12 protein-coding genes are annotated in these 16,741 nt (G+C 40.6%); 1 reads left to right on the forward strand and 11 read right to left on the reverse strand.

What is annotated here, in order from left to right; genetic code table 11:
* Positions 1–68: 68 nt before the first annotated feature.
* The 9 genes from gltB to J582_RS13405 all read right to left on the reverse strand — a co-directional run bounded on the left by gltB (position 69) and on the right by J582_RS13405 (position 12,795).
* Complete coding sequence (gltB, locus tag J582_RS13365; RefSeq protein ID WP_171073045.1) at positions 69–4,544, reverse strand: glutamate synthase large subunit; 4,476 nt, start codon at positions 4,542–4,544, stop codon at positions 69–71.
* Between the two features lie 462 nt (positions 4,545–5,006).
* A complete protein-coding gene (locus J582_RS13370; RefSeq protein WP_004711666.1) occupies positions 5,007–5,882 on the reverse strand; it encodes a hypothetical protein in 876 nt (291 codons plus the stop codon).
* Between the two features lie 15 nt (positions 5,883–5,897).
* Positions 5,898–6,980 carry a 3-dehydroquinate synthase gene (aroB, locus tag J582_RS13375; RefSeq protein WP_002051763.1) on the reverse strand — a complete coding sequence of 361 codons (1,083 nt, stop codon included), beginning with the start codon at positions 6,978–6,980 and terminating at the stop codon, positions 5,898–5,900.
* A gap of 28 nt (positions 6,981–7,008) precedes the next feature.
* Positions 7,009–7,578, reverse strand: a complete 570-nt coding sequence (aroK, locus tag J582_RS13380; RefSeq protein WP_002051689.1) for a shikimate kinase AroK — start codon at positions 7,576–7,578, stop codon at positions 7,009–7,011.
* An 11-nt stretch (positions 7,579–7,589) separates the two neighbouring features.
* Complete coding sequence (gene pilQ, locus J582_RS13385; RefSeq protein ID WP_031982120.1) at positions 7,590–9,755, reverse strand: type IV pilus secretin PilQ; 2,166 nt, start codon at positions 9,753–9,755, stop codon at positions 7,590–7,592.
* A gap of 62 nt (positions 9,756–9,817) precedes the next feature.
* Positions 9,818–10,345, reverse strand: a complete 528-nt coding sequence (locus tag J582_RS13390) for a pilus assembly protein PilP (protein ID WP_004711660.1) — start codon at positions 10,343–10,345, stop codon at positions 9,818–9,820.
* A gap of 10 nt (positions 10,346–10,355) precedes the next feature.
* Positions 10,356–11,096: a type 4a pilus biogenesis protein PilO gene (locus tag J582_RS13395; protein WP_006581061.1), complete on the reverse strand. Its 741-nt coding sequence runs from the start codon at positions 11,094–11,096 to the stop codon at positions 10,356–10,358.
* Positions 11,093–11,737, reverse strand: a complete 645-nt coding sequence (locus J582_RS13400; RefSeq protein ID WP_004711656.1) for a PilN domain-containing protein — start codon at positions 11,735–11,737, stop codon at positions 11,093–11,095. The genes J582_RS13395 and J582_RS13400 overlap by 4 nt, the downstream gene beginning before the upstream one ends.
* Complete coding sequence (locus tag J582_RS13405) at positions 11,737–12,795, reverse strand: pilus assembly protein PilM (RefSeq protein ID WP_004711654.1); 1,059 nt, start codon at positions 12,793–12,795, stop codon at positions 11,737–11,739. Before J582_RS13405 ends, J582_RS13400 begins: the two co-directional genes overlap by 1 nt.
* A 161-nt stretch (positions 12,796–12,956) precedes the next feature.
* On the opposite strand from J582_RS13405, the gene ponA reads away from it, so the two are divergent.
* Complete coding sequence (gene ponA, locus J582_RS13410; RefSeq protein WP_032048048.1) at positions 12,957–15,515, forward strand: penicillin-binding protein PBP1a; 2,559 nt, start codon at positions 12,957–12,959, stop codon at positions 15,513–15,515.
* An 18-nt stretch (positions 15,516–15,533) separates the two neighbouring features.
* Here ponA and J582_RS13415 read toward each other — a convergent pair whose 3' ends face one another.
* Both J582_RS13415 and J582_RS13420 read right to left on the reverse strand, forming a co-directional pair.
* A complete protein-coding gene (locus J582_RS13415; RefSeq protein ID WP_086223555.1) occupies positions 15,534–16,358 on the reverse strand; it encodes a putative RNA methyltransferase in 825 nt (274 codons plus the stop codon).
* 2 nt (positions 16,359–16,360) lie between these two features.
* Positions 16,361–16,693, reverse strand: a complete 333-nt coding sequence (locus tag J582_RS13420; RefSeq protein WP_031982126.1) for a hypothetical protein — start codon at positions 16,691–16,693, stop codon at positions 16,361–16,363.
* Positions 16,694–16,741 lie beyond the last annotated feature (48 nt).

Raw genomic sequence — 16,741 nt, forward strand, 5'->3', positions numbered from 1 at the left:
TCTCTCTCCGTGGGTAGGCGCGGATTTCCCTGTTGCCCGCACCTGCCTATGTCTTTGCAGTCGTGGAATTATTGTGGATCAGCTTGCGTAGTTTTCAAAAGCGATTGCAAGTTAGCAGCTTTTGGTTTTACAAGCCAGAATTTACGGCTGTAGAAATCGAACTCATTGCGAATTTTATAAGCCCAAGCACTACCAGTTTCTTTAATATGCTCGTCAATAATACGCAACAAGAACTCTTTATGATCTTCCATAGATTCTGTTGAAATACGGGTTAAGTCAATTAACTCGTGGTTGTAGTAATCTACAAAGTCATTATCGAGGTCAAGCACATAAGCAAAACCGCCTGTCATACCTGCACCGAAGTTATGACCCACTTTTCCAAGCACAGTCACAACACCACCAGTCATATATTCACAGCAGTGGTCACCTGCACCTTCAATAACAGCAAACGCACCAGAGTTACGAACGGCAAAACGCTCACCTGCCGTACCAGCTGCAAATAACTTACCGCCAGTTGCGCCATATAAACAAGTATTACCAATAATTGCTGTATTTTGTGTTTGGAAAGGCGAACCTTTTGGTGGGAAGATCGAGATACGACCACCCGCCATGCCTTTACCTACATAGTCGTTTGCATCACCTTCAAGACGGATATGTAAACCACCAGCATTCCAAACACCAAGTGACTGACCAGCAGTACCTGTTAGGTTCATTACAACCGGATGTGCTTCCATACCCAAGTTGCCATAGCGACGAGCAATCTCACCCGATACACGTGCACCAATTGAACGGTCACAGTTCACGACATTAAAGTTGAACTGACCGCCTGCACTTGACTCAATTGCAGGAAGCATTTCTGCAACCATTTTCTCAGCCAATACACCTTTATCAAATGGTGCATTACCTTGTACTTCACAGTACTGCGCTTTACCTTCAGCAGCAGGATGAGAAGTTAACAATGCACTTAAATCAAGGTGAGCATGTTTTTCAGTTTCACCCGGCAATACTTCAAGTAAGTCCACACGACCAATTAAGTCTTTAAGTGAAGCTACACCAAGAGCCGCTAACCATTCACGTGTTTCTTCTGCAATAAAGTGGAAGAAGTTAATGAGCATTTGTGGTTCGCCAATATAGTGCTCTTGACGTAAATGGTCTTGTTGAGTTGCAACACCAGTTGCACAGTTGTTTAAGTGGCAAATACGTAGATATTTACAACCTAATGCAATCATTGGTGTTGAACCAAAACCGAAACTTTCAGCACCTAAAATTGCCGCCTTGATCACATCAAGACCAGTCTTTAAACCACCATCAGTTTGTACACGTACTTTGCCACGTAAGTCATTTACACGAAGTGCCTGATGCGCTTCACTCAAGCCAAGCTCCCATGGAGAACCTGCGTGGTGAATTGAAGAAAGCGGAGACGCAGCAGTACCACCGTCATAACCAGAAATGGTAATAAAGTCTGCATATGCTTTAGCAACACCAGCAGCAATCGTACCTACACCCGGTTCAGATACCAACTTCACAGATACCATTGCTTTTGGGTTAACTTGTTTCAAGTCAAAAATCAGTTGCGACAAATCTTCAATTGAGTAAATGTCGTGATGTGGCGGAGGTGAAATAAGTGTCACACCCGGTACTGAGTAACGTAAACGCGCAATTAAGCCATTCACTTTACCACCTGGTAACTGACCACCTTCACCTGGTTTTGCACCTTGAGCAACTTTAATTTGCAAAACTTCAGCAGAAGTTAAGTAAGCAGGTGTTACACCGAAACGACCAGATGCAATTTGCTTAATTTTCGAGTTACGAATTGTGCCGTAACGTGCAGGGTCTTCACCACCCTCACCAGAGTTTGAACGACCACCAATGGTGTTCATCGCAATTGCAATAGCTTCATGTGCTTCTGGAGAAAGCGCACCTAAAGACATGCCTGCCGAGTCGAAACGAGGCAAGATATCTTCAACCGATTCAACTTGTTCAACTGGGATCGGATTAGTTGTTTTTAACTTAAATAAGTCACGAATAGTCGCTACTGGACGGTTATTTACCAATTCAGCATATTCTTTAAAGTCTTCGTATTTACCAGAGCGAACCGCTTTATGTAGTGAGTTAATCACATCTGGGTTAAACGCATGGTACTCTTTACCAAATACGAATTTAAGCAAACCACCCTGATCAATTGGTTTACGACTTGACCAAGCTGTCGCTGCTAATTTTTTCTGGTCTTTTTCGAGGTCAGCAAATGTTGCACCTTGAATACGACTTGGAACACCTAAGAAACACTGATCTACCACTTCAGAAGATAAACCTACTGCTTCAAAAAGCTGACCACCACGGTAAGAAGCTACTGTCGAGATACCCATTTTCGAAAGAACTTTTAACAAGCCTTTCTCAATACCTTTACGGAAGTTTGCTTGTGCATGAATCGGATCACCTAAAAGCTCACCTTTCGCAATCAAGTCATTGATTACGTCATATGCAAGGTATGGGTAAACAGCAGTCGCACCAAAACCAAGTAATACCGCAAATTGGTGTGGATCACGTGCAAAACCAGTTTCAACCATAATGTTTGCATCAGTACGCAAACCAGTTTTAATGAGGTAATGGTGTACCGCACCCGTTGCAAGAGCAGCGTTTGCAGGTAAGTAACCCTCACGAATGTTTTTATCAGTTAAAACAATTAGGGTTTTACCATCACGAACAGCTTGTGCAGATTCTTCACAAATACGCGTAATTGCCGCTTGTAAACCTTCTGTTTCAGCATAGTTTAAATCAATATCAACTGCCTCATAACCCGCACGCTCAATTGTACGGATTTGCTGCATTTTTGAATTTGACAATACAGGGCTAGAGATGATGATACGATCAGCATGCTCAGGACCTTGTTCGAATACGTTCTGCTCACGACCCAAACAGGTTTCAAGTGACATAACAATTGATTCACGCAGTGGGTCAATTGGTGGGTTTGTCACCTGTGCAAACTGTTGACGGAAGTAGTCGGTCACATGACGTACTTGACGAGACAATACAGCCATTGGCGTATCGTCACCCATAGAACCAACAGCTTCCTGACCGCTCTCAGCGATTGGACGTAACAACTGGTCGCGCTCTTCAAATGTCACCATAAACATTTTTTGAGCTGCTTTTAATGCTTCACCAGTTAAACCTTTATCAACAAGTTGCTCTTCAAGTTCTGGGTTTGCATTTAAGCGAATCGCGTGATCACGTAACCACTCACGGTACGGGCGCATGTTTTTCAAATGAGTACTAACATCTTTAGTATCAAGTACTTTACCTGTTAAAGTATCGACTACCAAGATTTGACCAGGACCTACACGACCCTTGGAAACTACGTCTTCAGGTTCATAGCCCCAAACCCCAATTTCAGATGCTAAGGTAATATAATCATTTTTAGTAATTACCCAACGTGCAGGGCGCAGGCCATTACGGTCAAGCATACAAATCGCATGGCGTCCATCTTGAATAACAAGACCAGCAGGACCATCCCAAGCTTCCATATGTTTTGAGTTGAATTCATAGAATGCACGCAAGTCTGCATCTAGAGTTTCAACGTTTTGCCATGCTGGCGGTACGAGCATACGTAAAGCACGGAATAAATCCATACCACCGCCCACCAAGATCTCAAGCATATTATCCAAGCTTGAAGAATCCGAACCTGTACGGTTTACAATCGGGTTAAGCTCAGTAAGTCCTGGTAATAATGGGTTTTCAAATTTAGGAGTACGCGCTAACGCCCAGTTACGGTTTGCTGTAATCGTGTTGATTTCACCATTATGCGCAAGGTAACGGAATGGCTGAGCCAACGGCCAACGCGGTAATGTATTTGTAGAGAAACGTTGGTGGAATACCACGATATGCGATTTTAAGCGCTCATCTGCCAAATCTGTATAGAACTCAGCAATTGCAGCAGGCATCATCAAGCCTTTATAGCTAATAACTGTCGAGCAAAGCGTAGTCACGTAAAATGACGGATCTTTTTGAAGTTGTTGTTCCGCACGGCGACGCGCCAAGAATAACTTACGGTTAAATTCAACCTCAGTTACACCCATTGGACAGTTCACAATGACTTGTTCAAAAGCTGGTAAAGATTGAAGCGCAATTTCACCTAATGCATCGTTATTTGTAGGGACGATACGCCAAGCGAGTACACGTAAACCTTCTGACTCAATTTCTTTTGTTAAAATATTTTTAGAGTGCTGTGCTAATGCAGGATCAATATTTAAAAATACCGTACCCACAGCAAAAATTTCACTTAGTGTAATATCACTTAGTTTTTTTGCTTCATCACGGAAAAATTGCTTTGGCATCGCCAATAATAAGCCGCAACCATCTCCCGTCTTGCCATCTGCGGCAATACCACCACGGTGCGTCATGCAACTTAAACTGTGAATCGCGGTTTCTACTAGATGATGACTTGATTCACCCTTCATATGGGCAATCAGTCCAAAACCACAGTTATCCTTAAACTCATCAGGCTGATATAAACCTTGAGCGGGAGCTACAGTATTAGGCGATGGCATGTGCATAGCGTACCCTTCTTTCAATAAGGCTCTTTCGAGCGTCAAACAAACAACTTCTTTTTGCGATAGTGCCTACGGATGACAGTTAGCTCAATGTTTCGCAAACAAAAAATTTTGGGCTGATAAGCCAATATACGCCGTTCCATTTTTACGTACACTGGTTTTTGCTAGAAAAATGTTTTGACTTATTTCGCACTCTTTTAAAGCAGTTGGACCCCACGCCTCTGCATAGAATTCACTTCTTAGAGGGCTAAAATAGTTTGCAGCACATTAATAAGCACAACAATAAAGCAAAAAGTGTGCCATATCGGAAAAATTAAACTAAATCCTTATATTTATTATAAATATAGTTATTTTATTCGCGTTATCATGTTAAAAAATGCCTAAATATGCACCACATCTGATCAAAAAATATTATCACATAATCATTTTGCACCATTTTTGCGCATATTATAAGATAAATTAATTCCCTTTTGTGCCCTCATTTGTGGCATTTTTCTGCTGTCCCTCATTGATTCGTGTTTGAGGTGTTCTATTAGGCTGATCAATATTAGAATTTGATTGCTGTACATCAACCACATTTCCTTCTGCATCACGACGAATAATAGTAGTTTTTGTAGCTGAATTAGTTGCAGGAGCTTTAGGCTGAGCATTGGCAGTTCCCGTAGCTACTCCTGACATCAATAATGACTCATCAATTGTAGGTAAAGCAGCCGGACGCAGACGTACTTCATAAAGCTGATTATTGCCACCTTTCATCTCATCTGCCCCTAAGTCATTTACCAGTGAGGCATAACTTGAGAACTGTTGTGGCTGAGGTTTAACTGACTCAGGTAATTGCAGGTTAATTTGTGTTAATTGCTGAATTGCATCTTCTGAGCGTTTAAACGTGCCATAAACCAACACATACTGCTCTGCTTGTTGTTCCCCACTTAAACGGAAATAAATAAATTTATTACGGTCGGTACGATTTTTTAAAAAGTTTTTAATAATATCTTCATCAGAGGCACGAAATAACTCAAGCGTCCATTGTTTTTTATTTTCATTAATAAACTTTGTACCGCGAAACTCAGGTTCATGCTCACCCGAAGCCACAGTACGTGTAGTTAAATCGAGTGGACGAACCTCATCAGCCAAAGCACCTAGGTTAGGTGTTGTAGCAACTTTCTCTGGTTGAATTTGTACAGGCGCCTCAGAGTCAGCGGACTTTTCAACTTCAACCAGTTTTTTGCTATCTGTAATTACCCAAAAAATAAAAGCAAGCAATAAGCAGGCAATACCACCAACCAACCAGATATATTGTTGAACATTCTGCCAAAGTGTACGTGATACAGTCATGCTTTACCTTATTTGTTATCCGTGTTGATTCGCCAAAATAGCCTGTTTCATCAATTCGACATCAAAGTCCTTGGTAATTACTGCTTGTCCAAGTTGCTTTAACAACACCAAACGTAATTGTCCATTAAGAACTTTTTTGTCATGAGCCATATATCCAAGGAAATCATCCAATGGAATTTGTGGACATGATATCGGCAAATTCGCACGTTGAATGATTTTTTTTGTACGAGCTACATCTTCATTTGAGATCCAGCCCAAACGCTGTGATAAATCTGCTGCCATCACCATACCAGTTGCAACAGCCTCACCATGCAACCAAGTACCATAACCTAGATACGACTCAATCGCATGGCCAAAAGTATGACCTAAATTAAGTAAAGCGCGTTCACCTTGTTCTTTCTCATCATTCGCAACAATACGCGCTTTATGAGCACATGAACGATAGACAGCTTCTGCAAGTAAATCAGCATCTCTAGCAACAAGGCCATCCATATTTTCTTCAAGCCAAACCAAGAAATCAGCATCACCTAAAAGTGCATATTTGATCACTTCAGCTAAACCGGCTGAAAGCTCACGTTCTGGCAATGTATTCAATTGTGCCATATCAGCTAAAACGACTTGTGGTTGCTGAAAAGCACCTAACATATTCTTGCCAAGCGGATGATTGATTCCTGTTTTTCCGCCAACACTCGAATCGACTTGTGAAAGCAATGTCGTAGGAACCTGTACAAAATAAACGCCACGTTGGAAACAAGCAGAAGCAAAACCCGCCATATCCCCAATCACGCCACCACCTAAAGCTAAAACAGTACAATCGCGATTAAAGCCGGCTTCAAGCAATGCATCAAAAATTAAATTTAAATGTTGAATATCTTTATATTTTTCGCCGTCAGGTAAAATACAAGTCGCAACCGTTTTACCCAGACTTTTTAATGCTTCTTGATAGTGGCTTAAATATAATGGTGCAACCGTAACATTGCTTACAATCATGACCTGTTGACCATGTATATATGGCTCGAGTAACTGTTTCGGGTCAAGTTGACTACCAATAAAAATAGGATAACGGCGTTCGCCTAATTCAACATGTAAAGTTTGCATGAATTTATAAAACCACTAGTCAGTTCGTCTATTTTAACTTGTTCGCTAGAATAAGTTGCAAAATCTTTTGTGCGAGATCACGTGCAGCACCTTGATTTGTTTCAATCGTATAATGTGCAACTTCTCTATACAGGGGGTCTCTAATCTTTAATAAATCCCGCAATTTTTGTTCAGGATTTTCAACTTGTAATAAGGGTCTGTTTTTATCCCGATAAGTTCTTTGTAGTTGTAATTCAACAGGAGTATATAAATAAATAACGATTCCACGTTGCTTTAAAAATTCTCGGTTAGGTGCTTGAGTAATCGCCCCACCACCCGTAGCAAGCACTAATGCTTTACGTGAAGTGAGCTCATTTAAGACTACAGTTTCACGGGTACGAAATCCAACTTCTCCTTCTTTTTCAAAAATCCAGGGAATAGTCGCCCCTGTCTTGCGCTCAATTTCATGATCACTATCTAAGAATTCACGCCCTAATAGTTCTGCTAAATGACGTCCAACGGTTGTTTTTCCTGCCCCCATGGGCCCTACCAAATAAATATTTGGCAGGGTTTCAAACGCTTTGCTTGGCAAGGCGCCACCTATTTCAATTGCTTTCATTAAAAAATATATTAATGATTTCTCGCTAAAGTGTCATTAACAATTCGTGGTGTTACGAAAATCAATAATTCTTGCTTATCATCAGACTTTACATCTTTTCTAAATAAATGCCCTACAACAGGAATATCACCAAAAAACGGAACTTTGGTTTGAGAATTCGTCGTTGTTTGCTCGAATACACCACCTAAAATAACGGTCTCTCCATTATCAACCAGCACATTGGTATTAATATTATTCTTATTCAGAATCAACTCACCATTTGGGGCCGCACCTGCTACAGAATCCTTAGAAATATCCAATTTCATTTGAATCTTACCGTCAGGCGTAATACTTGGAGTTACATTTAGGCTTAGTAATGCATCTTTAAATGATGTTGTGGCTGTTGAGCCCGAAGCAGAGTTAGTTGTCGTCTGATAAGGAACTTGTTGACCCGTGGCAACTTTTGCAGTTTGCTTATCGGCAGTCATCACTTTAGGAGTTGAAATCACTTCACCATAACCATCAGCTTGTAAAGCAGATAATTCAAGGTCCAACATAAAATCAGACATACTAATCAAGCCAAAGGCAATACTTCCTGCTGGATTAGAAACCCCCAAATCAACGTTTAAATTATCTGGACGCTCAATCGTATATTTATAACCACCAGTTGTACTATCTTTTTCTGGCTGTCTTAAATTCCATAAAGTTGTTTCACTACCACCAACCAACAAGTTTTTATTATTGGTAATACCTTGCGAAAGAATGCCCCACTTCACACCAAGTTCTTTGGTAAACGACGTAGACGCTCTCACAATACGTGCTTCAACCATAACCTGTTTAACTTGCACATCAAGCAAGTCAATCATTTTTCGGATTTGATCAATCGACTGAGCAGTATCATTAATAATAAGAGTATTAGTTCGGTCATCTTGAGTAATGGTACCGCGAGGGCTAAGTAAACTACCCACATTATTCCCAAGACTATCAACGCCAGTATTTAAATTGGTTGAAGTTGAAGTTCCTCCACCAGAAGTATGTTGTAAGCCATTACTATTATTTGAGCCTTGGGTAATTAAACCCATAATATCGCCAGCTTTAGCGTATTTAAGTTGAATATACTCTGTCTGTAACGGAGCAAGTTTTACACTTTGCGCCACAGCTTTCGCTTCTTCCTCTTCCGCTTTAATCAACTCTGCAACAGGAGCAATCCAAATCACATTCCCATTACGACGTTTATCAAGATTTTTAGTTTTTAAAATAATATCCAGAGCCTGATCCCAAGGTACATCTTTCAAACGTAGCGTGATATTACCTTGCACACTATCAGCAGCCACCATATTGATTCCCGTAAAATCAGCAAGGAGCTGTAAAACACGGCGCACTTCGATGTCTTGAAAATCTAGCGAAAGCTTATTTCCAGAATAATTTGGCGTTTTATATAAAGAAGTTACATTTTTATCTTGTGGTCGTTTCAAACTGATTGTGAGCTTATTTTCAGCCTGATATGCCATGTATTCGTAGCTACCAGATGACTGAATAGTAATTATACCAGCACCTTTATCATTATAAGCATCAATACTTGAGACTGGTGTTGCAAAATCATTTACATTTAGACGACGCGCCAAATGTGCCGGAATTTTTGTACCTAAAGTTCTTATAACAACTTTACTGCCTTGTTGTTGAACATCTACAGGTGTATTACTTCCCAAAAGATCCACAACAACTAAACCTTCTCCCTGACTACCACGCTGAAATCCAATGTTTGAAATACCTTGTGGTTGTGCAGTAACTACTGGTACAGGTTTATTATTCGGTTGGACCGAATTAATTTTTAAAATGAAAGTATTACCTTCCACACGTGTTGTAAACGCTCCAGCATCTTTTAAATTTACAGTCAAACGTGAACGTTGATCATCTGAAGTTACATCAACAGAGCTTGCTTCATTGGTTGCAACAGCAATTTTAGACTGTTTTAAACTTTGTTGAGCTTTATCAAAATCTAATATTAACCGTGACGGATTTTCAAGTTGGTAAGCCTGTGGCTGTGGTGGCAATCCATTAAATATAACTCTAATTTCTGTGCCCTGACCTGCAACTTGCGTTGGTACTATATTGGTCATGCTGACCTGTGCAGATGCAGCCTGCATAATTGCAACAGCTACAGCCCCCATAGAAAACTGACGGAATACCTGATTCATTGTCTGACCATCCCCAATTAAATAATCTTTAAAAATACTTTTTCGTTTTTATTCCCTAAATTTTAGGGTGCAGGCCCAATCAAGACCAAAGTTCTCGGTCTCTCGACATAGCCTTCTCGACCATCTGGCACAATCTCGACCAGATCAATCTGGGTTGGACTAATATGAGTAATACGGCCCTGATTCATGCCCATATAATTACCCACTTGTACCCGTTCAATTTGATGATCCGGTGTCTGAATCAAAGCCAATATTTGACCACGATTATTACGCATGCTTCCTTTCATATTTAAGGCTTCAAGTGCATAGTTTTCTAATGGTTGCGGTGCACGTGAGAAATTTGGATACACTCGCTTCCCGGCCATAATTTTAAGTTCAGCTGCCAGTGAGCTTGGCATAAACGGGCTTTTTAATTGATGAGCAGCATAATTAAATTGTGGTACAGGGGTAAAAATCGGCGCTGGCTCAATAGGGAGCGGTGGCTGATTACGAATACTTGCCATTTGCTGATTGACTGCGTCAATTCTTGAATCACATCCCACAAGAGCGGCACAGGCCAAAATATAAAGAGTAATTTGCTTAATTTTCATCATAACTCTCCTATTTCGGCTGAGCATTAGGGCTAGTTGGTGCAGTCGCCGCTGCAGCCTTAGCTGGTTGTGCCGATGCCTCTGTTGCTCCTATATATCGATAGGTTTTGGCTTTAATAGAATAATTAAGCACAGGAATATCTGACTTACTATCTTTAGCTTGAGCAGCCTCTACAACAAAGTCATGCATCGTCACAATACGTGGCAAAGCAGAAATACTACTTACGAAAGCACCGAAAGCGTGATAGTCGCCTGTTGCTTCGATGGCAATTGGTTGTTCAATAAAAATTTCCTGCTTTACTTCATCCTCTAAACGAATATTTTTAAATTTCAATCCAGAGTTCACACCAGTTAAGTTAATATCCTCAACTAAACTTGGAATCTCTGTTTCTTTCGGCAACTGTTCTAATTGCTGGTTGAAATTTGCCTGCATCTCTTGAAGCTGCACTTGATACTGCTGAAGGTTACGTAATTTGGAGTCTTTTTCTCGAAATTCATTTAATAAATTACCTTCCTGAGCTTGGGCATTATCAATTGCTTGTAGCTTTGGCTGAATAGCAACAAAATAACCCAAAGCCAATACAGCAAAGAAAATAAAAATCCAGCAAGTAATTTTTACAGATATTGGCCAACTACCGTAGTTGTTCATATCAAGCGTATTAAATTGCTGAAGGAATTTATCGAGATTAAATTTCTTTTTCTTTGAAGCTGATTGCTCTAATGATAATTCTTGCAGTTCATCTTGACTCATTTGGCTGCCCCCGTGTCTTTCGCTACGGCTGGCTTAACAGCATCGTTATTCGTTGTGGTCACGCCCATTTCCCCCAAATCGACAGTCACAACAAAACTGCCATAGTTATCTTCCACCCTAGGAAGAAGAGAACTCGCAGTCTTATCTTTTTTATCTTCATTAGCCAAGAAAGAATTCATAAAAGCATTACGATACCAAGGAGACGATTCAAGGTTACGAAGCAATTCAGCTACCGTATTTGGACTCTCAGCTTTACCCTCGATCGTAAATTTATCCCCTACTCGACTGAATTTGGTTAGATACATTGCTGGTGGCGTGACTCGAACGAGCTCATCAACTAATCGCACCACTACTGGCCGTTGACTCTGCAAATTTTGAATCAACTTCATACGCTCAATAATAGCATCACGCTGCTCTTGTAAACCGTTTAATGCTTTTAATTGCTGATCAAGGTTTTGATTTGTACTTTTAATAAGTTGGTTTGCTTGTTCTTGATCATCTAATTTATGATCAAAATAGAACCATCCACCAAATACGGTTGTAATCCCCAAAACAACCACCCCAAAGCATAAAGTTATAAATTGTTTTTTTCGTTGTTCCCTCAGCTCTTCACGCCAAGGTAGTAAGTTAATTGTTGCCATTAATCAAAACTCCTTAAAGCCAAGCCGCATGCCACCATTAAAGATGAAGCATCATTTTCAATTTTTTGAACGTCGACTTGAGGAGAAAAACCCATTTGTAAAAATGGGTTGGCAATAGTGACACGGTAGCCTAATTTTTGTTGCAAAAGCTTGGCAAGACCTGGAATATTCGCATTGCCACCTGCAAGCAAAATATGGTCTATTTCGTTAAACTGAGATGAAGAAAAGAAGAATTGTAATGAGCGGGCCGCCTGCTGAACCACAGCATCTAGAAATGGATCTAGTACCTCAATTTCATAATCATCTGGCAAAGTACGGTCTTTTTTAGCTCGGCTTGCTTCTTCTAGAGAGAGGCCATAACGACTTTGAATTTCAAGCGTAAGTTGCTTACCACCAAAAACCTGCTCACGAGTATAAATAATCTTGCCATTTTGCATGACCGATAGTGTTGTCATGGTATGGCCGATATCTAAAATTCCTATCGTATTTGCGCCCATCGGCAAGCTATCAGCAAACACACTAAAAGCACGTTCGACTGCATAACTCTCGACATCTGCCAGTTTAGGATTCAAATCTGCCAATTCAAGAACTTCAACACGTGTTTCAACGTTTTCCGTTCTTGTTGCGACCAAAAGAACATTTACTCGATTTGGATTCAGCAAGCGATCAGGCAAAACCTCAAAATCAAGGCTCACCTCATCCAGCGGGAACGGTATGTACTGCTCCGCATCTACACGAATCTGAACTTCACGTTCGTCATCGCTCATATCTGCATCCATTTCGATAGTTTTATGAATAACCGTCGATGTTGGAACAGCAATTGCAGCATTAGTGGTTTGGGGATTTGCTAAATTCATCGCCCGTTCCAAAGCTTCTGCTACCGCTTCTGGATTTAAGATATTTTTTTCAACTACACTGTTTTCAGGTAAAGGCATCAAAGCATAGCTTTCTACCCAATATTTACCGTTCTTGACAGAGAGCTCTAACAACTTAACAGAAGTCGAACTAATATCGACGCCCATTAACCCCTTATTAGGTTTACGATATAACCTGAGCACACTATTGTCCTATTATTTTTTTATCCCCAAAAAAAATTACAAACCAATAATCTCGGTCTTTATTTTTACACGGATACAATATCTCATCTAACAATCCGCATGTCTAAAGGCTATACTGACCACAATTAGTTTGTATTCGATCTTATTAAAGCTTACTTATCATGAAAAAGCTATCCAGTTTGGGCTTCGTGCGTCCAATTTTTTTGATCATTATTATTATCTTAGTCTCACTTCCGATGGGATTTTATGGCATGTATCTCTATATTGCCCCAACCCTCCCGGAAATGAGTTCACTAAAAAAAGCACCGCTTTTAAAGCCCTTGCAAGTCTATACAGCCGACAACCAACTTATTGCTGAGTACGGTGGTAAACTTTCTATTCCTGTTGAATACAAACAAATTCCTCCTACGTTTATTCATGCATTCCTAGCAGCAGAAGATTCTTCTTTCTTCGAACACAGCGGCATTAGCTTTAAAGGTTTAGGCCGTGCTTTAAGTGAAAGTGTTACTGGGTCTGATGTGCAAACAGGTGGTTCTACCATCACAATGCAGGTTGCAAAAAACTATTATTTAAGCCCAGAAAGAACTTTAAAACGCAAACTAACCGAAATCTTTTTGGCCCGAAAAATTGAACAAAACTTATCTAAAGAAGACATCTTAAGTCTTTATGTGAATAAGATTTTCTTGGGTAAAAATGCTTACGGTATCGCAGCTGCTGCAAAAATTTACTATAACAAGAGTATTAATGAGCTCAGCATTGCTCAAATGGCTATGATTTCTGGCTTACCGAAAGCACCATCTAAATACAACCCAGTGGTTAACCCAGAACGGGCACTTGAACGCCGCAACTGGATTTTAGGCCGTATGTTGCAGCTCGGTTATATTTCTCAAGCAGAGTATCAAAAGGCAGTTGCAGAGCCGATCAACTTGAATATGCCCAACCGTGACCTAAATAATATTCACCCATATGCAGGTGAAATGGTCCGCTCAGAGCTTGTAAAACACTTTGGTGAACAAGCAATTGACTCAGGCTATAAGGTTTACACGACCATTAACGCCCAACGTCAGGCTATTGCAGAAAAATCTGTACAAGATGGTTTAGAGGCTTATGACCGTCGTCATGGCTGGCGTGGGGCAGAAGCACATGACAAACCATTAAGCCAATTTAGAGCTTATGCCAATACCTACCCTGCAGAAGTGACTAAAGTAAATAACAACTCTTTTGAAGCGTTAATGCAAGATGGTTCAACAGTCACTGTGCAATGGTCTGGCATGTCATGGGCCCGCCCCTATCGCAATGCAAATAGCGTAGGTGGAGCACCTTCACGTGCATCTCAGATTGTTAAGGTTAAGGATATTGTTCGTTTACGTCCAAATGAAGCTAAAACTGCATGGTCGTTAGTTCAAGTACCTAAAGTTCAAGGTCAGCTTATCGCAATTAATCCAAATGATGGCTCCATTGAAGCAATTGTTGGTGGTTATAATTTCTATCAATCAAAATTTAACCGTGCTTTACAAGGCTGGCGTCAGCCGGGTTCGACCATCAAACCATTCCTTTATGCTTTAGCATTAGAACGTGGTATGACACCTTATAGCATGGTCAACGATAGCCCGATTACCATTGGTAAGTGGACACCAAAGAACTCTGATGGCCGTTACCTAGGTATGATTCCATTACGCCGTGCTTTGTATTTGTCTCGTAATACCGTCTCTGTAAGACTTTTACAAACTGTAGGGATTGAACGTACTCGTCAGTTATTCATGGATTTTGGTTTACAAGAAGATCAGATTCCACGTAACTACACCATTGCTTTAGGTACACCTCAAGTATTGCCAATTCAAATGGCAACAGGTTATGCAACGTTTGCAAACGGTGGCTACGGTGTCCAACCACATTTCATTCAACGTATTGAAGATGCATACGGTAAAGTGATTTACGAAGCTAAGCCAGAATATGCATGTATTCCATGTATTAATTCACCTGAAACAACTGAAGATGCACAGGCAACTACACCAGATGATCAAGTTGTTGAAGTGACCAATAAAGAGTTGGAACAGAAAGAAAAGGCGGCCAAACAGCTCAACCTAAAACAAACTGATAAGAATAATAGTCAATATCGTCAAGCTCAGCGTATTTTAAAATCAAGCTCTGCTTATGATATGGCAAATATCTTACGTGACGTAATTGAGCATGGTACAGGTCGTGCCGCACTTAAAATTGGCCGTAGTGACTTGGGTGGTAAAACAGGTACAACGAACGACGCAAAAGATGCATGGTTTGCAGGTTTCAACGGCAAGTTAGTCGCAATTACATGGGTCGGCTTTGACCAACCAACAACACTTGGCCGTCGTGAGTATGGTGGTATTGCCGCATTACCAATCTGGATTAACTTTATGGATCAATCTCTAAAAGGTACTCCAGCTTCTTGGGTTCGTTTAGAAAAAGATGCTCAAGCACCTATTTCTCGTGACAAACAAGCTGTCGTTACAGAAATAGGCGATAAGAAAACATATCGTGCTGCACCACCATTAGCACGTCCACTTTATCGTCCTGCACCACCGCAACCGAAAGCTAACACCAATAATGACTTTGATGACCTACCTGGTGAGGAAATTGTAATTCCATCTAAGGCAGCACCTCCAGCAATGAAGCCTTCACAAGGAACAGCGCCGAAGCGTGACAAAGATGAGTTAGAAAACTTGATTAACCAAATTGAGTAAAAATAAAAAAAGCCATCGTTAGATGGCTTTTTTATTACGCTTTTGAAAAAGATAGATTTGAAAAGATGCTGTCACTTTCAGGTGTGATTGCTGTTCTAATTGCATCCGGCGCTCAGGAGACGCCTTATACGCATAAGGCGTCATAGCGATCAGATTCTTTAAAGCTTCTTGGTCAAGTAATAAAGGAGCATCTATAACTTGCTGTTCTTTCAACTCAAATAAATCTTGCAGTTGTTTAACAAACTTTTGCGGCGTGTGCGGATTAACCTGCTCAAATAGCGCTTCACGCATCGCATACAGATGATCGGTTGCAGGAGTCACAACAATTAAATACCCATCATCTTTTAAAATACGTAAAATTTCTGCTTGTGGAATCGGGCTAAAAAGACTCGTACACACATCTATACTTTGATCAATTACAGGTAAAGTTGCTCCTGTACCGACAACCCAAGTCACGTTGGCATTTAACTTTGCAGCACGTTGTACCGCATTTTTTGCAATATCTACACCTATACACTGCTCAACAACCTGTTGCATCGCACTCGTGTAATATCCCTCACCACAGCCAATATCAAGTACAGCTTTAGCTTTAAGATGCTTTAGCAAATGAACTACTGCTTGCTGTAAAGGCTGATAATAGCCACCCTGTAAAAAGGCACGGCGTGCATCTACAGACTCAGGAGTATCCCCGGGATTTTTACTGTGTTTATGCTGTACGACATGTAAGTTCACATAACCTTGCTTTGCAATGTCATAGCTATGACCCTGTTCACACCGCCATGTTTTGTTTACCAGCTCAAGTCGCTGACGACATACGGGGCACATTAAATTTTGCGTAGTCACGTTTAATTATTCTCTTGTTCTTTTTGTTGCAAATAAGCCTTAGCGTGCATTCCAACAAATGTGCGGCCTGCATTTGTTCCAGAAATCCATTCATCTACTTCAAACAAATCAAACAATCCCACTTTAATTAAAGTTGGAATTGCGATCTTCAACTCTTCTTCAATTTGCCCTCTTTGTCCCGCATTATAGAGTTCAATATTATGCAGCATTGTCGCGACAGTTCCCGTTTGTACCTGACTACCATCTTTAAGTACAACTTGAGGTAATACTTCCCCATCACTAACCACTTTTTGGTTAATTACAGATAATTGGTCTAGCCCAACAACCTTTGTCATTTACCTCTCCAATAAAAAAAGCCAGTAGAAACCGGCTTTATATTGACA

The organism is Acinetobacter sp. 1566109, assembly GCF_000582255.1.
GTDB lineage: Bacteria > Pseudomonadota > Gammaproteobacteria > Pseudomonadales > Moraxellaceae > Acinetobacter > Acinetobacter nosocomialis.